Origin of the sequence: Candidatus Schmidhempelia bombi str. Bimp (genome assembly GCF_000471645.3) — a bacterium.
In the GTDB taxonomy this organism is placed as follows: Bacteria; Pseudomonadota; Gammaproteobacteria; order Enterobacterales; family Orbaceae; genus Utexia; species Utexia bombi.
Genome location: NZ_AWGA01000070.1, coordinates 1 through 18050, shown reverse-complemented (window position 1 = coordinate 18050; position 18050 = coordinate 1). Strand labels below are relative to the sequence as shown.

Here is an 18050-nt window from a genome sequence, read left to right as displayed (position 1 = left end):
ACGGTGTGATTCATGACTGGGGTGAAGTCGTAACAAGGTAACCGTAGGGGAACCTGCGGTTGGATCACCTCCTTACGAAGAGCCTGCAAGTGTTCACACAGATTGTTTGTTTTAGCAGAGAGAAATCACTGAATTGGGTCTGTAGCTCAGGTGGTTAGAGCGCACCCCTGATAAGGGTGAGGTCGGTGGTTCAAGTCCACTCAGACCCACCAATTCGAGTTATTAAGAAGTGTGGCGAAAGCGACACGACTGATAAGGTGATGAAATGGGGCTATAGCTCAGCTGGGAGAGCGCCTGCCTTGCACGCAGGAGGCCAGCGGTTCGATCCCGCTTAGCTCCACCAATTTAACTCTCAAACGAAGATATTGATAAGCACATTGATAAAGTGTGCAGATGAATATAGCTCTTTAACAATTAGGAACAAGCTGAAAAGAAACGAGTTCTCGGATATTAAGGCATGTTATATGGCATAGCTAAGATATTTGAGGAAAGCGAAACCGAGACAACTAAGAGTTGTAAGGTTAAGAAATTAAGCGTACACGGTGGATGCCTAGGCAATCAGAGGCGATGAAGGACGTGTTAATCTGCGAAAAGCGACGGTAAGCTGATAAAAAGCGCAATAGCCGTTGATGTCCGAATGGGGAAACCCAGTACAATAATGTACTATCATTAACTGAATAAAATAGGTTAATGAGGCGAACCGGGAGAACTGAAACATCTAAGTACCCCGAGGAAAAGAAATCAACCGAGATTCCCAAAGTAGCGGCGAGCGAAATGGGAGGAGCCCAAAGCGGGTAGCATGATGAGCTAGTGGAACGGTCTGGAAAGTCCGGTGAAACAGGGTGATAGCCCCGTACACGAAAGCCATGATGTGGAAGCTTGAAGAGTAGGGCGGGACACGTGATATCCTGTCTGAAGAAGGGGGGACCATCCTCCAAGGCTAAATACTCCTGATTGACCGATAGTGAACCAGTACCGTGAGGGAAAGGCGAAAAGAACCCCGGCGAGGGGAGTGAAATAGAACCTGAAACCGTGTACGTACAAACAGTGGGAGCATGTACCGTTAGGTATGTGTGACTGCGTACCTTTTGTATAATGGGTCAGCGACTTATATTCTGTAGCGAGGTTAACCGAATAGGGGAGCCGAAGGGAAACCGAGTATTAACTGTGCGTTAAGTTGCAGGGTATAGACCCGAAACCCGGTGATCTAGCCATGGGCAGGTTGAAGGTTGGTTAACACTAACTGGAGGACCGAACCGACTAATGTTGAAAAATTAGCGGATGACCTGTGGCTGGGGGTGAAAGGCCAATCAAACCGGGAGATAGCTGGTTCTCCCCGAAAGCTATTTAGGTAGCGCCTCATGTATTGTCATTGGGGGTAGAGCACTGTTTCGGCTAGGGGGTCATCCCGACTTACCAACCCGATGCAAACTCCGAATACCGATGAACAGAGCATGGGAGACACACGGCGGGTGCTAACGTCCGTCGTGAAGAGGGAAACAACCCAGACCGCCAGCTAAGGTCCCAAAGTCATAGTTAAGTGGGAAACGAAGTGGGAAGGCTTAGACAGCTAGGATGTTGGCTTAGAAGCAGCCATCATTTAAAGAAAGCGTAATAGCTCACTAGTCGAGTCGGCCTGCGCGGAAGATGTAACGGGGCTAAAACTATGCACCGAAGCTGCGGCAATGCACGAAAGTGTATTGGGTAGGGGAGCGTTCTGTAAGCCTGCGAAGGTGAACTGAGAGGTTTGCTGGAGGTATCAGAAGTGCGAATGCTGACATAAGTAACGATAAAGCGGGTGAAAAGCCCGCTCGCCGGAAGACCAAGGGTTCCTGTCCAACGTTAATCGGGGCAGGGTGAGTCGACCCCTAAGGTGAGGCCGAAAGGCGTAGCTGATGGGAAACGGGTTAATATTCCCGTACTATATATGACTGCGATGGGGGGACGGAGAAGGCTAGGTTTACCACCTATTGGATGGTGGGTTAAGCATGTAGGCGTGTGATTAGGCAAATCCGGTCACTGAAACGCTGAGGTGTGATGACGATGCACTAAGGTGCAGAAGTAATTGATGCCCTGCTTCCAGGAAAAGCCTCTAAGCTTCAGGTCATATGTAATCGTACCCGAAACCGACACAGGTGGTCAGGTAGAGAATACTAAGGCGCTTGAGAGAACTCGGGTGAAGGAACTAGGCAAAATGGTGCCGTAACTTCGGGAGAAGGCACGCTGATGGTAATTGAAGTCCCGCGCGGATGGAGGTGAAATCAGTCGAAGATACCAGCTGGCTGCAACTGTTTAATAAAAACACAGCACTCTGCAAACACGAAAGTGGACGTATAGGGTGTGACGCCTGCCCGGTGCTGGAAGGTTAATTGATGGGGTTAGCAGAAATGCGAAGCTCTTGATCGAAGCCCCAGTAAACGGCGGCCGTAACTATAACGGTCCTAAGGTAGCGAAATTCCTTGTCGGGTAAGTTCCGACCTGCACGAATGGCGTAATGATGGCCAGGCTGTCTCCACCCGAGACTCAGTGAAATTGAATTCGCCGTGAAGATGCGGTGTACCCGTGGCAAGACGGAAAGACCCCGTGAACCTTTACTATAGCTTGACAGTGAACATTGAGCCTTAATGTGTAGGATAGGTGGGAGGCATAGAAGTGTGGACGCCAGTCTGCATGGAGCCGACCTTGAAATACCACCCTTTAATGTTTGATGTTCTAACGTAGGTCCCTGAACGGGATTGCGGACACTGTCTGGTGGGTAGTTTGACTGGGGCGGTCTCCTCCCAAAGAGTAACGGAGGAGCACGAAGGTTAGCTAATCCTGGTCGGACATCAGGAGGTTAGTGCAATGGCATAAGCTAGCTTGACTGCGAGAGCGACGGTTCGAGCAGGTACGAAAGTAGGTCATAGTGATCCGGTGGTTCTGAATGGAAGGGCCATCGCTCAACGGATAAAAGGTACTCCGGGGATAACAGGCTGATACCGCCCAAGAGTTCATATCGACGGCGGTGTTTGGCACCTCGATGTCGGCTCATCACATCCTGGGGCTGAAGTAGGTCCCAAGGGTACGGCTGTTCGCCGTTTAAAGTGGTACGCGAGCTGGGTTTAGAACGTCGTGAGACAGTTCGGTCCCTATCTGCCATGGGCGCAGGAGAATTGACGGGGTTTGCTTCTAGTACGAGAGGACCGAAGTGAACGCACCGCTGGTGTTCGGGTTGTGATGCCAATCGCATTGCCCGGTAGCTAAGTGCGGAATAGATAAGCGCTGAAAGCATCTAAGCGCGAAACTAGCCCGGAGATGAGTTCTCCCATGACGAGAGTCAGTAAGGTCCGTTCGAGACTAGGACGTAGATAGGTTGGATGTGTAAGTGCAGTGATGCATTGAGCTAACCAATACTAATGAGCCGAGGTCTTAACCTTACAACTCTGAGTTGTTTTGGAATCGCGAAAACAGTTTGTTCTTGATTGAAGAGAAACAGGATATGTCTGGCGGCATTAGCGCGGTGGTCCCACCTGACCCCATGCCGAACTCAGAAGTGAAACGCCGTAGCGCCGATGGTAGTGTGGGGACACCCCATGTGAGAGTAGGACACCGCCAGACTTTTAGATAGAGAGATAAAGCCCAGCACTGCTGGGCTTTGTTGTATTTAAAGAAAACTAATTGAGTTAACTTGTTGCACTGACCTTTGAGGGAGTAATAAAGCAGAAGTGTTCAATATTTTGTGTTATTTTAGTAAATTATGTCCTAAAAATAGATAACACATGTCTGAAGAATTTAATTTTGAAAAAGTTTTAAAGCCAGTTGTTAGTATTTTCACACTCTTTACGCTCAAAGGGGTTAATTAAACTTTATCTTATCCCATCAAGATTATTTTATTTGTTTAATGGCTGGTTTAACCATTTTGTTGATATGTTATTTTAAGTCTGATGTATTCGTCGCAGGTTTAAATAGGTCAATATTGTCTGTTTTTAAAATAAAATAATAAACGATGCGGTTATGCTGTTCAGCAACACTCCAACGTTCAATTATGAGATTTTAATTATCCTTATAATTAACGGGTATTTTTATTTATCTTGTTGAACTTAGGCATAAAAAGCGAATAAGCTCTCACAATAATATAACCAATCATTTTTAAATAGAAATAAAATAAACTACTATTCTAGTTATATAAGGTTATTTAACAATTATGACTAGATAGGTCGTTTTAATTTAGGTTGTAATATTATGATGTTATGGCTGTTTATTTATTAAAGACTGGTTAAAAATAAAAAAGATAAAAGTAATATCTTTTATCTTTTTTATTTGTCGTAAAAGCGAGATTGATAGGCAAGCCTTTATCACAAAATAGTTACAACTACTCTTTATGTAGTTATTATAAATTGATCACTTAACCTGAATTACGCATACCTGCTGCAATGCCAGAAATAGTGATCATCAATGCTTGTTCAATAGAAAAATTATCTTGATTCTGTTTTTGGCGTGATCGATCAAGTAGTTCTACCTGTAATACATTTAATGGTTCAATATAACTATTTCTTAAAGCAACTGATTTTGCGATCCAAGGGAAATCAGCCATTAGATTTTTATCATCAATAATTTTGATTAATACTTCAATATCATTTTTTAATTGTAAACGAAGTTCATCCCCTATATACCATAAGCTTGGGTCGACTAAACGTTTTTCATAATATTGATTAATTTTAGCGTCAGCTTTTGAATAGACCATTTCTAGCATACCTAGACGCGTTTTGAAAAATGGCCATTCATGATACATTTGCTTTAGGATTACTTCGTTTCCGTGGTTTATACAATATGTAAGCGCATTACCAGCACCAAGCCATGATGGTAGCATTAGTCTATTTTGTGTCCAAGAAAAGATCCATGGAATTGCACGTAAACTTTCAATATTTCCACTTACTTTTCTTTTTTGTGGTCTTGAGCCTAATGGTAGTCTTGCTAGCTCTGTTTCTGGTGTCACTGCTTTAAAGTATTTAATAAAATCAGGGTTATTATGGACGTACTGCCGATAGGATTGACAAGATATATCTGACATTTTATCCATTATATCACGCCAGATTTGTTTCGGTTTTGGTGGTGGCAATAGATTAGCTTGTAAAATGGCTGAAGTATAGAGAGATAAGCTACTCAATGCTAATTCAGGTAACCCTAATTTAAAACGAATCATTTCTCCTTGTTCTGTTACTCTTAACCCACCTTTAAGCGACCCAGGTGGCTGTGAAAGTAATGCCGCATGGGCCGGCGCTCCGCCGCGGCCAATCGTACCTCCTCTTCCATGAAAAAGAGTTAACTTAATTTTTTCTTTTTCATAGGTTTTTATTAATTTTTCTTGAGTAAGATACTGGGCCCATGAAGCTGCCAACGTTCCCGCATCTTTAGCTGAATCAGAATAACCGATCATCACCATTTGTTTTCCAGCAATTTTCTGTCTATACCATGGTATAGATAATAATTTTTGTATAACATCATTGGCATTATTTAGATCATCTAACGTTTCAAACAACGGGACGACGGGAATATTCATTTGGCAATTGGCTATTTTTAAAAGTAAATAAACGGCTAGTATATCTGATGGGGTTTTACTCATTGATATGATGTAAGCACTGATGGTATCGGGTTGTGCTGAGGCAATAACTTGGCAAGTATCAAAAATTTCTTTAATTTCTTGTTTTGGATGCCAATTGGCAGGTAAAAGCGGACGTTTAGAGTGAAGTTCTTTTAATAGGAACTGTTGTTTCTCTTGTTCTGACCAATGAAGATAGCTACCTAATTCCAATTCTTCCGTTAGTGCATTTAATGCTTGCGCGTGTTTTTCACTATCTTGTCTAATATCTAGTCTTAATAACTGTAATCCAAAGCAGTTTATTCTTCTCAATGTATCAAGTAAAGGTCCATGAGCTATCATTGACATACCACAATCAATTAGTGAACGATAGCAGGTATAAAGCGGTGTCCAAAGTTGAGAATTATTTATTAAAATATCTTTTGGTTTAACGACATTTTCTTCATTAATTACGGCAATAATATATTCATGTGTTTTCATTAATTGTTGACGAAGCGGTTTTAGTACTGCTCTATAGGGTTCTAATGTCTGTTTATCATTGAGTAACGCTAGTAACTGTTGATTACATTTAGTCATAGATAGTTCTTTGATCAGAACATTGATATCTTTTAGGTAAAGTTCTATCGCCTTTAAACGTGCTTGTAGCATGACTCTAATGGTGACTTTGGCAGTGACATTGGGATTGCCATCTCGGTCTCCGCCTGTCCATGAAGCAAATTTAATTGGTGTTGATTCAACAGGTAATTGACGATGAAAAGCAGTAACTAATTGATCATTTAACTCACGTAAAAAGAGGGGAACGCCTTCCCACAAACTGTTTTCAATGACGGCAAATCCCCATTTTGCTTCATCTATAGGGGTCGGACGATATTTTCTTATTTCATCGGTATACCAAGCTTGGCAAATAAGTTGTCGTAAACGACGCATTATGCGATCTTTCTCATAATCAGCGAGATCATCATGATCTAACTGAGCTAAACAGTTATTAATTAATATATGAGTATTAATTAATGTACGTCGATTAATTTCTGTGGGGTGTGCGGTTAATACTAATTCAATAGACAGATTGTCAATGGTTTGATTGATAGTATTAATATCGATAGGTTGCAGTTTTAGTGTTTCAAATAAGGATGCTAATTGCTGAGGGCTATTAGTTGCTTCACCATGAGGAGAGATACCATAATATTCGGCAGCGGTATTTGTTAAATTTAAAAATTGGTTAAATGCCCGCGCGACAGGTATTAACTGTTCATTGGATAGCTGTTTAATTTGATTGAGTAGTTCCAATTGTGAATGCTTATCACCTTGTTGGGCCTTTTTTGATAAAAGCCGTATTTCTTCAATTAAATCAAACGTATTTTTTCCAACATCACGTTTTATCACTTCTCCAAGTAATGTTCCTAGCATATTGACATTACTACGCATAGCTAAATACTGTTTGCCCATAGTATCCTCTAGCTTTTTTCAAATGTAGGTTTTCACTCTATTATATTCTGCAAACAAGGTTAAATTATAAAAACTTATAATCTATACTGTTATTCGCTTTTTTAATTATAGTTTAAAATATTTTCTAATGATCTAGACATTTAAAGTAATAAGCATAAGAATAGGGATCTAAAAATAGATAGGATGGGTTAATGGTTTCAATTTTTTATATTTCAGCAATTATTGCAATATTAGCAAGTTTTAAGGTAATAACTGGTACAACTTTGTATAGTGCTTTACTTTATTTAGTTATTGCTTTACTTGCCTCAGCGTCAATCTTTTATTCATTAGGCGCTTATTTTTCTACGGTACTTGAAGTTATTCTTTTTGTTGGTATTGCAACTATTTTATTTATTTCAATAAGATCATATTTGGATCTAGGTTCTCCAAAGTTTAAACAACAAGAAAAAGGAAATCTTGCACCAAAATTTTGGCTTGGACCTTTAATTCTTGTCTTTGTCTTGTTTGTCACACTTTTATATAGTATTGCAAGTACCGATTATAGTTTGTTAATTAACGATAAATCATCGATTAATTCAATGTCTTTAGAGGCTGTATTATTAGGCCCATATATATTGATTCTCGAACTTGCTGCGTTGCTTATTTTAGGTACGATAATTGTTACTTACCATTTTATTAATGATATTACTTTAACTAAAGATTCATTATCTGGTAAGCCTAATAAAGCTACAGTAAATAAACCTGCTAAAAAATAAGGATGAAAAATAGTATGATTCCCTTAATGCATAGTTTAATGTTGGCCTCAGCATTATTTATTATTGGCTTATTGGGTGTAATGATCCGGCGTAATCTTCTCTTTGTTTTGCTTAGTATTATGATTATGATGAATGGCGCTATTGTTGCTTTTATTGCAGCTGATCATCATTGGCAGCAATTAGATGGACAAATTATGTCTTTATTAGCCATTATTACGACATTAGCCCAAGCCTGTGTTGGGCTTGCGTTACTCCTACAGTTTTATCATCGCCGTAAAACATTAAATATTGATTTATTAAGTGAGATGAAAGGATGAATTTACTTTACTTCATTATTTTAATTCCTTTGATTTCTTTTTCTATTTTAGCACTTTGGGGCAAAAGATTTAGTCGAGAGAATATTGCGATTATTGGTCTGGGATCACTTGGTATTGTTTGCTTATTGACTGCATTTATTATTACTGATTTTTATAACAATATTCGTCCTGATTCGATATTAATATATACACGTTATTTATGGAAATGGATAGGCGTTGATGACTTTGATATTTCTGTCGCTTTATTATTAGATGGTTTGTCGTTAACGTTTATCTTTATCATTGCAATTATTAGCTTTTTAGTCCTATTTTTTGCTATTAGCTACATAGAGGACAAAGATTATTATGACTTCTTTGCTTACGGTAACCTGTTAGTTGCAAATATGTTCATCATTGTACTCGCTGATAATATTTTAGTGATGTTATTAGGTTGGGAAGGGGTAAGTTTATGTAGCTATCTATTGATTGGACTATATCACAAGCAGTTAAAGAATAGTTATGCGGCCATACGTACCTATATTATTATGCATATTGGTGATGTATTTTTATTAATTGGCTTATTTTTACTTTATGGTGAATTACATACTTTAAATATTAAGCAATTACTTACTCTTGCCACAGATCGTTTAGCGATTGATTCTGATATTGTTATTTGGGCAACGTCAGCACTATTTTTAGGTGCTATTAGTAAATCTGTGCAGCTTCCAATGCACAGTTGGTTAACTGATACAACATCAGCAACGACGCCAGCATTAACGTTAATTCATTCCGCCTCAGCAATGTTAGCGGGGATTTATCTGATTATGAGATTGAATAGTTTATTTATTCTATCTCATGATGTGTTGTGGTTAATTGGTATAATTGGCAGCTTAACGTTACTTATGTCATCTTGTTCGGCATTAGTGCAAAATGATATTAAAAAAGTTATTACCTATGCGAGTTTGAGTCAAATTTCTTATGTATTTTTAGCCATATCTGTTCAAGCTTGGGGAGATGCATTAGCTTACTTAATGAGTTATTCCATTTTTATTGCTTTACTTTTTTTATCCTCGGCATTATTGATTAGAATTTGTGATGGTGAACGTGATATTCATCATATGGCGGTGTCGATAAAATCTAATCCACTTATATATTTTTGTTTTCTTATCGTCGGCGCGTCAATAAGTGCTGCGCCGTGGTTGACGACCAGTTTCTTTACTAAAGGTAATATACTATGGGCAACGGTTATACAAGGCAGAATTGGTATTACGGCGATAGGACTGATTGGTATATTATTATCGACATTATATATTTTTAGATTGATATTTATTCTTTTTCCTCTGTTTAGTAAAGGTCAACGGGAAAAATCAAGTGTTAAGCAATCCGCGATTAGTTATGTACCATTGATACTTTTAGTCATTCTTTCGCTAGGTATTTTCACACAAATCACTTTGCCTGTTAGTGGTCTAATGCCATATTTAGTATTGCATAGTGAAGATTTCTTCTCTTTTAAACTATTACTCACCGCGATTACAATTTTAGGTGTTTTAACAACTTATGTTCTTTACACGGGTAATCAAACAGAAATTAATGAGATTACCCATAGTCCGTTAGGAAAGAGAGTTATTCCTTTTCTGTATAGTGGATGGCGTGTAGATGCACTTTATCATAAGATATTAATAAAACCTTATTTATTTATTGCACAAAAATTAAAAACAGATCCATTAAATATTAATTTAAGTCTTATTCCCAAAGTGATAACTCGCATTAATGCTCAAATAGCTAAATTAGAAAATGGTTATTTGCGTTGGTATACTACTTCTATAGTAGTGGGTGGGTTATTTATTTTATTACTACAGGTATTCGCTTAAAATTAAGCGCATTACCTTTTGATTGGATAATATAAAGGAAATGATACCAGTGTTATCTTTACTGATATTTTTACCAATAATTGGCGGAATAGTTTGTTGGTTAATTTCAATTTTGTTAGCTAAAAAATTTAATTTTGCCATTACAGCTGAGCAGCAATTAATAACGTCCTCAGGGAAAATCGCTTTTATTGAAAAATGTAAGCAACAGTGGTTACGCTATGGTATTGCTTGGATTGCCATTGCCATTATTCTCATTGAATTAATCATCAGTCTTTATTATTGGTATGATTGTTTACATAGTTTATCTTCTGGTGTTGCTGATACATGGGAAAAGCAACTGGATGTCACATGGATTCCTTTTTTAGGAATTCGTTTTCATGTTATGCTTGATGGTCTTTCAGTGATAATGGTGACATTGACGCTATTTCTAACATTATTGACTTTACTCTATTCACTTAAAGAAAAGCATACCAATATTGGATTATATTATTTATGTATACTTTGGTGCTGCTCAAGTGTGGTTGGTTTACTAACTGCTGTTGACCTATTCTTATTTTTTCTGTTTTGGGAAATGGTATCCATCCCTCTTTATTTTTTAGTCGTTTTATGGGGAAGACGTGATTCTAATGCTCAGCTACGTTTTAATGGGGCAATTAAACTCCTTATTTTTACCCAAGCAAGTAGCTTAGTGATGTTATTATCGATTATTTCACTTGCTCTGATTAATTTATCTTTAACAAAAGTATGGAGTTTTGATTACGATACCCTAATTAATACGCCGATTTCATCACGTGCCGAATTTCTATTAATGATTGGCTTTTTCTTAGCTTTTATCGTTAGAATGCCTTTAATTCCTTTCCATAGCTGGTTTATTGATGCACATATTGAATCATCCACCACCAGTTCAATGATGATTAGTGGGCTATTGATGAATGCAGCGGTTTATGGAATATTACGCTTCGTATTACCTATATTTCCCAATGCTTCGCTAATTTTTGCTCCTTTTGTAATGTTATATGCGTTAGGATCGTTATATTATTCGGCATTTTTAGTTTTTAATCAAAGTGATATAAAAAAACTTATTGCCTATGTACATATCGCTTTAATAAGTTTTCTAACCTTTATGATTTATGTAGGAAATATACTTATTTATCAAGGTGTTATTATCCAAATGATTGCAATTAGCCTATCTATTACTGGACTGTTTATGGTAAGTGGTATGTTGACTGATCGCTATTTAACACGCAATATTAAACAGTTTATTGGATTACGAGGAAGAATTAATTATTTACCTGCGTTCACGCTATTTTTTGTTTTAGCGATATTAGGGATTCCTGGCACAGCTAATTTTATAGGGAATTTAATGCAACTATTTGGTGCCTATAAACTCTATCCATCATTAGTATTAATATTATTGATTGGTTTATTATTTGCTTCTATTGCTTTATTGATTCGTATGCAACCGATTTTATATGGTTTAACGTCTGCACATGAAGCAAATATATCAGTGATCTATAAAGCTATGTCGCCAAGAGAGTTCGGATTATTATTTATATTAGCTATTTCTTTATTAGTGATAGGCTTATATCCCCAATTTATTTTAGACACTTCGTATCCTATGATTTATAAAATCCAACATTATCTAGATGCAAGTCAGATAGTAGATAATAAAGAAGGTGCTTGATTTATGATAGCTACCAATCCATTTGAATTCTATTACTTAGCACCAATGATGATTATTGTCGGTGCGATTATTCTTTTATTATTGTTATTACTATTTAAAATCAGTATAAAATTATGCGCAAGCATAACAGCAGTGAGTCTTGTCGCTGCTTTAATTAGTACCATGATACTCGGTTCTCAATTATATCAGGCAAATCTTGAGCCTAATTTGAGTTCGTCAATACCAATAAAAATTGATCGTCATACTTCACATTCAAATAGCGAGGTTGAGGAGCCTACTATACCAATGGAAGATGATCATGGTGTTACGTCTGCACCAACAGATTTAGAATCATCTGAATCGGATGATATAGCGGAAACGGATGCTTTGACACCATCAATTCATGATTTGGATAAATCAAGTGCTCAAGATAATAGCGATACTATATTATTGCCAGCAGAGCCAACTAATCATCCACCCGTTGTTAATATAGAACCACAAAAAGAAGCGGCAAAAAAACCAATATCTTCAAATAAGGCAACTTATATCACACCGCTATTTACTTGCGATGGATATGGATTACTGTATACGGGATTAGTGTTAATGATAAGCTTAGTGGTCGTTTCTTTAGCTTATAGTTGGTTTAAATGTAGTTTAGCAAATCAGGGATTATTTTATTTAATTTTATTATTTTCCACATTAGGTGGCATTATTTTAGTGTATTCCAGTCATCTAATTTCATTATTTATAGGCATAGAATTGCTTTCAATGCCGCTAATTGGTTTAATTGGTTTTCAATATACCCAAACCAATTCGATTGAAGCAACCGTCAAATATATGGTTTTATCTGCTGTTGCAACAAGTTTCTTATTATTAGGTATTGCTTACTATTATGCAGCAACTGGCGATCTAACTTTTAGTGGTCTAAGCTTTAAATTATCCACACAATCAACGCCTAGTGCCCTACTATTAACCAGTATATGTCTTATTATGGTTGGTATTGGTTTCAAATTATCGTTATTTCCGTTCCAATTATGGTTACCTGATGTTTTTCAAGGCGCACCAACTGCCATTTCGCTATTTTTATCGACAGTAGGGAAAATGACGGTATTTTGTGCTATTGCGAGATTATTTTTATTAGCTCCTATTGTAAATAACCAAACAATTCAATTTATTTTGATCATTATGGCGTTTAGTTCGATTGTGATTGGTAATTTATTTGCACTAATGCAAATAAATATAAAAAGACTATTTGCCTATGCCTCAATTGCTAATTTCGGTTATCTCTTTATTGCATTGATTGCCGTACAATATCAGGTGTTAGCATTAGAAACTATCGGTGTTTATCTTATTGGTTATCTATTATCAAATATCTGTGTTTTAGGGGTAATTAGCACTGAGTCAAGCTCAATTCAAAATCATGATAAAGAAACGGTGAATGATTTACGAGGACTATTTTGGCGAAAACCGATCATTGCTATTTCTATGGCGATAGGGTTGTTATCCTTAGCGGGAATACCATTAACCATTGGTTTTATTGGTCGTTTTTCTTTATTATTGCTGGGTGTTACTGCCGAACTATGGTTATTAGTTGGTGCTATTGTTATCGGTAGTGTATTTGGTCTCTATTTTTATCTAAGAATTATTATCAGTTTATATTTAAGAGATGATAAAGCAGATATTTCTCTTACCCCTAATCTGCAAACTAACTCAGCTGAATTTAATTGGAAAGCCATAACGATTAATGATGTTATTATCGTCTTCTCTGCACTATTAATTTTATTTTGTGGCATCTATCCTGAGTTACTATTTAGGTTAGTTAGTTCGGCAAGGTGTCTAATTTCTTAATTTTTATAGGTCAATAAGCGATCAAACTTACTGACCTATAATACTTATATCGGAATAATATGAAAAATTTTGTGTGTTGATATAAACTATATTACGACAAATTATGATTAATACCCATGTTATAATTACATTTTTCATGTATCATATGGGATCTTTTTTATAATAAAATTCAAGAGGTTTTTAATGGATTTCTTCATTTCTAAAGCTTATGCAAATGGTGATATGGCTGCTAACGCTGACCAATTCGGTTTTCCTATTTTATTGGTCGTCTTTGGTCTGTTTTTTTATTTCATGATTTTACGTCCACAACAAAAACGGGCTAAAGCTCATCGTGATTTAATGTCCTCTATCGCTAAAGGCGATGAAGTTCTAACTAATGGTGGTTTAATTGGTCGTGTGGTTAAAGTGAATGAAAATGGTTATGTCGCAATAGCGCTAAACGATACCACTGAAGTGATCATTAAAAGAGATTTTATTACAGCCGTTTTACCAAAAGGTACAATAAAATCTTTATAATTGATATAACTATAAATCATTAACCTCACAAGAGAAAATATTGTGTTAAATCGTTATCCTTTATGGAAGTACATTATGTTAGTCGCTATTATTTTAGTTGGCTTAGTCTATGCGCTTCCTAATATTTATGGCGAAGATCCCGCCATTCAGATTTCAGGTTTACGGGGTGCGGCAGTTAATGTCGCCACTCAAGATTTAGTTAAAGAAACATTGGATGAGCATGGTATAGAGAGTCGCGCAATTACTTTAGAAAATAATTCGATTCTTATTCGCGTAGCAGACAATGATACCCAGCTTAAAGTTAAAGATATTTTAAGTAAAACATTAAGTAGTAGTGATTATATTGTTGCCTTAAATTTAGCACCAGCAACACCAGTGTGGTTAAGAATGATTGGTGCTGAACCTATGAAATTAGGTCTTGATCTTCGCGGTGGTGTCCATTTTCTTATGGAAGTTGATATGACAACCGCTTTAGATAAATTGTTAGATCAAGCGGTCGAAAGCTTAAAAGCGGATTTCAAAGAAAACAAAATTAATTATGCATCGATAATAAAAATAGATAAAAACCAGATTGTTATTCGTTTAAATGACGACAATTCTCGTTATGCAGCTATTGCTCGTTTAAATGCGTTACAAAATTTTGTTATAGATTCACAAACTAACAACACATTAACCGTTAATATTAGTGAAGCAAGATTGCAACAAGCTAAAACGGATGCCGTTCAGCAAAATACAACTATTTTACGTAATCGAGTCAATCAACTCGGCGTTGCTGAACCGATCGTACAACGCCAAGGCGCTGATCGTATTGTGGTAGAACTTCCTGGTATTCAAGATACGGCATTGGCGAAACAAATTTTAGGCGCAACGGCAACATTAGAATTTCGTCAAGTGAATGAATCATCAGCCATTGATATGAGCGGCATTTTATCTGGTAAAGTACGCCCACCGTATGGTTCAGAAATTAAATATGAACGTGATGGACGCCCTGTCCTTGTTTACAAACGTATTGTTTTAACTGGCGATCATATTACTGATTCGACATTCCGAATGAATGAGTATGGACAACCACTCGTTGATATTGCGTTAGATAACGCTGGTGGTAAAACCATGTTTAATTTTACCCAAAACAACAAAGAAAAGTTGATGGCAACGTTATTTGTTGAATACAAAGACAGTGGTAAACGCGATGAAAATGGTCATGTCATTTTGGAAAAATCGGAAGAAGTGATTAACGTTGCTCGTATACGAGATGTATTTAGTGATCGTTTCCAAATTTCCGGTATTTCAACGGTTGAAGAAGCCAAACAGTTATCCTTATTATTACGTGCAGGTGCATTAATTGCGCCAATTCAAATTATCGAGGAACGTACTGTTGGACCGTCAATGGGTCAAGAAAATATTACTCAGGGTCTTGAATCTTGTTTCTGGGGAATTGCCATCTCTGTTATCTTTATGTTAGCGTTCTACCGTCTATTTGGTGTATTTGCAAGTTTAGCTTTAATTGTTAATTTAATCTTAATTGTTGGAATAATGTCGCTATTACCAGGCGCAACATTAAGTATGCCTGGCATTGCGGGTATTGTTCTTACTGTTGGTATGGCTGTTGATGCTAACGTATTGATTAATGAGCGCATTAAAGAAGAATTAAGCAATGGACGCGGTGTTCAGCAAGCCATTAATGAAGGTTATAGTGGAGCATGGAACAGTATCTTTGATGCCAACATTACCACACTTATTACAGCGGTTATTCTTTATGCTGTAGGAACTGGATCGATTAAAGGCTTTGCGATTACCTTAGCGATTGGTGTTATTACCTCCATGTTTACGTCTATTGTTGGAACCAGAGCGCTAGCGAATCTAATATATGGCGGACGCCGAGTGAATAAAATATCTATTTAGGAGTCAATGGTGTCTAATAAACAGTTAAGTGAAACACAGCATGAGCAACAACCATTAACCGTTGAACAATTAAATCATGGTCGACGTGTTTTTGATTTCTTAAAATATGGCAAACCCGCATTTATTATCTCTATGATTTTAGTTGCGGCGTCTATCATTATTGTATTGGTCAAAGGATTTAACTTGGGACTTGATTTCACTGGCGGAACGTCGATAGAAATCACACTAAGTAAACCCGTTGAGCTTGATTTGGTTCGCAGTAAATTACAACAAGCGGGTTACCATGATCCTATTGTTCAATATTATGGGAGTAGTCATGATATTATTATTCGTTTACCGCCTATCTCAGGTGCGGAAGGTAATAATATCGGAACCAAATTATCCAATTTAATGCACCAATCCATTGATGAACAATCAGTAGTAAAGCGTGTTGAATTCGTAGGTCCAACGGTAGGCGCTGAATTAGCACAAGATGGGATTTTAGCTATCTTAGCTGCGCTGGTCTGCATTCTTATTTACATTGGGATTCGTTTCGAATGGCGTTTTGGTACAGGTGCTGTGGTTGCACTTGCTCATGATGTTATTATTACAGTTGGCTATTTATCTTTATTTCAGCGAGAATTAGACTTAACCATCATTGCTGCTTTATTATCAGTTATTGGTTATTCTCTGAATGATACGATCGTCGTTTTCGATAGAATCCGTGAAAATTTCAGAAAAATTAGACGTGCATCTCCTTACGATATAATGAATATATCCTTAACACAGACATTAAGTCGTACCTTAATGACATCAGGAACAACCCTTGCTGTTGTGATGTGTTTATATATTTGGGGCGGTAGCATGCTAAGAGGTTTTTCTGAAACATTAGCAATAGGTATTTTACTAGGTACTATTTCATCTATCTATGTTGCGGCCTACATGGCATTAAAATTAGGTGTTAATCGTGAACATTTCATGCCACCTAAAATTGAAGCAGAAGGCGCAGAACAAGATCCTATTATTCGCTAAAAAACAACCAAATTGGTCGCCAAAACAGCGGCGGCCAATAATTTGATGATTATTTTTAGCAAAATAATTGACATACCATAGTTAGTTTCATATCATTACCAAACTTTATCCCAATTCACCTTATATGGGGCTATAGCTCAGTTGGGAGAGCGCTTGCATGGCATGCAAGAGGTCACCGGTTCGATCCCGGTTAGCTCCACCAATTCAATATTCTGTAATATTCTTTAAATTCCATCAAAGCACACCAAACCCAATAACAACAAGCCTTAAAGTCTATTTTATTGCCTATTAACTATCAGTAAGGCACATTTACAACCAAATTTTTTAGGTATATGCTATAAAATAATTATGGCTAGAAAAACACATCCATTAACAGACACCCAAATAAAAGCCGCCAAGCCAAGAGATAAAGATTATTCGTTATTTGATGGTGGTGGTATGTATCTCTTGGTTAAATCGAATAATTCTAAAATCTGGCGTTTTAAGTATACGCGCCCGTATGCCAAAAAAGGCGCTTTAATTAGTTTCGGTAGTTATCCTGAGGTTTCACTACAGCAAGCTAGAAAACAACGAGACGAAGCACGCGGATTAATTAAGCAAGGTGTAGATCCTCAAGAGCATAAAACAGAACAAGAACAACGCAAGCATGACGAAATTACTATTACCTTAAAAAGATAGCTTCTGATTGGTTTAAAGTTAAACGTGGTAAAGGGTTAGCTGAGAGTACGCTAAAAAGAACATGGGAATCTTTAGAATTACACCTATTTCCTTATCTTTTTGGTACTAAAAAGTGTGAACATACCAAACAATGATAAGCCAAATCCTGCCAATAGAATCTGGCTTAAACAAAACTTACTCTTCTATCTCTTTTTTAAAATCGGAAGCCCATTGAAAGATTCTACTGACTTTACTAAGTGTTTCGAGTCTATTTTTACCTAACACTTTATAACTATGTATTCCCCCATTTATCGGTTCGCCTGTGGTCAACTCTTTAAAGTAGCGAAAACGCTTATACACCTGAGGATTTTTTACCCAGTCGGGAATATTTTCAACATGATAAGTAATATAGACATCTCGCACTGTCCTCCCCCTACGCCATTAATGGTATCCTTGATACGTTCAATCTTATCCACGACTACCCGACCAAAACAAAAATTAGTTTCT

Annotated in this window: 11 protein-coding genes, 3 tRNA genes and 3 rRNA genes; 15 read left to right on the top strand and 2 right to left on the bottom strand. The window is 37.1% G+C overall.

All coding sequences use genetic code 11. The annotated features are described in order from the left end of the window. From O970_RS07860 to rrf, 5 genes are all read left to right on the top strand, one after another. A 16S ribosomal RNA gene (locus tag O970_RS07860) occupies positions 1 to 75 on the top strand; the annotation flags it as partial. A 60-nt stretch (positions 76 to 135) separates the two neighbouring features. Further along, a tRNA-Ile gene (locus O970_RS07855) sits at positions 136 to 212 on the top strand. Between the two features lie 55 nt (positions 213 to 267). Continuing rightward, positions 268 to 343 (top strand) — tRNA-Ala (locus O970_RS07850). A gap of 176 nt (positions 344 to 519) precedes the next feature. Continuing rightward, positions 520 to 3416: ribosomal RNA gene (locus O970_RS07845) — 23S ribosomal RNA — on the top strand. Positions 3417 to 3481: 65 nt separating this feature from the next. Continuing rightward, positions 3482 to 3597, top strand: a 5S ribosomal RNA gene (gene rrf, locus O970_RS07840). Between the two features lie 787 nt (positions 3598 to 4384). Here the strand turns inward: rrf and ppc are convergent. Next, complete coding sequence (gene ppc, locus O970_RS07835; protein WP_024496563.1) at positions 4385 to 7024, bottom strand: phosphoenolpyruvate carboxylase; 2640 nt, start codon at positions 7022 to 7024, stop codon at positions 4385 to 4387. A 191-nt stretch (positions 7025 to 7215) separates the two neighbouring features. Here ppc and O970_RS07830 point away from each other — a divergent pair, with 191 nt between their 5' ends. From O970_RS07830 to O970_RS07785, 10 genes are all read left to right on the top strand, one after another. After that, entirely contained in the window at positions 7216 to 7779 is a 564-nt protein-coding gene (locus O970_RS07830; protein ID WP_024496562.1) for an NADH-quinone oxidoreductase subunit J, read from the top strand. Positions 7780 to 7793: 14 nt separating this feature from the next. After that, entirely contained in the window at positions 7794 to 8096 is a 303-nt protein-coding gene (gene nuoK / locus O970_RS07825) for an NADH-quinone oxidoreductase subunit NuoK (protein ID WP_024496561.1), read from the top strand. Next, positions 8093 to 9946 (top strand): NADH-quinone oxidoreductase subunit L, encoded by a 1854-nt coding sequence (locus tag O970_RS07820; RefSeq protein WP_024496560.1) that lies wholly within the window; start codon positions 8093 to 8095, stop codon positions 9944 to 9946. The genes nuoK and O970_RS07820 overlap by 4 nt, the downstream gene beginning before the upstream one ends. 40 nt (positions 9947 to 9986) lie before the next feature. Then, the gene (locus tag O970_RS07815; protein WP_081685292.1) at positions 9987 to 11630 is read left to right on the top strand and encodes a complex I subunit 4 family protein; all 1644 of its coding nucleotides are present in this window, start codon (positions 9987 to 9989) and stop codon (positions 11628 to 11630) included. 3 nt (positions 11631 to 11633) lie between these two features. Next, positions 11634 to 13457 (top strand): NADH-quinone oxidoreductase subunit N, encoded by a 1824-nt coding sequence (locus O970_RS07810; protein WP_024496558.1) that lies wholly within the window; start codon positions 11634 to 11636, stop codon positions 13455 to 13457. A 183-nt stretch (positions 13458 to 13640) separates the two neighbouring features. After that, entirely contained in the window at positions 13641 to 13973 is a 333-nt protein-coding gene (gene yajC / locus O970_RS07805) for a preprotein translocase subunit YajC (RefSeq protein ID WP_024496557.1), read from the top strand. Positions 13974 to 14015: 42 nt separating this feature from the next. Then, positions 14016 to 15875, top strand: a complete 1860-nt coding sequence (gene secD / locus O970_RS07800; protein WP_024496556.1) for a protein translocase subunit SecD — start codon at positions 14016 to 14018, stop codon at positions 15873 to 15875. Positions 15876 to 15884: 9 nt separating this feature from the next. Next, positions 15885 to 16886 carry a protein translocase subunit SecF gene (secF, locus tag O970_RS07795; protein WP_036563059.1) on the top strand — a complete coding sequence of 334 codons (1002 nt, stop codon included), beginning with the start codon at positions 15885 to 15887 and terminating at the stop codon, positions 16884 to 16886. 126 nt (positions 16887 to 17012) lie between these two features. After that, positions 17013 to 17088, top strand: a tRNA-Ala gene (locus tag O970_RS07790). Between the two features lie 146 nt (positions 17089 to 17234). Next, positions 17235 to 17564 (top strand): integrase arm-type DNA-binding domain-containing protein, encoded by a 330-nt coding sequence (locus O970_RS07785; protein WP_024496554.1) that lies wholly within the window; start codon positions 17235 to 17237, stop codon positions 17562 to 17564. A gap of 174 nt (positions 17565 to 17738) precedes the next feature. Here O970_RS07785 and O970_RS07780 read toward each other — a convergent pair whose 3' ends face one another. Then, on the bottom strand, positions 17739 to 17966 hold the full coding sequence (locus O970_RS07780; protein ID WP_024496553.1) for a hypothetical protein: 228 nt from the start codon (positions 17964 to 17966) through the stop codon (positions 17739 to 17741). Positions 17967 to 18050 lie beyond the last annotated feature (84 nt).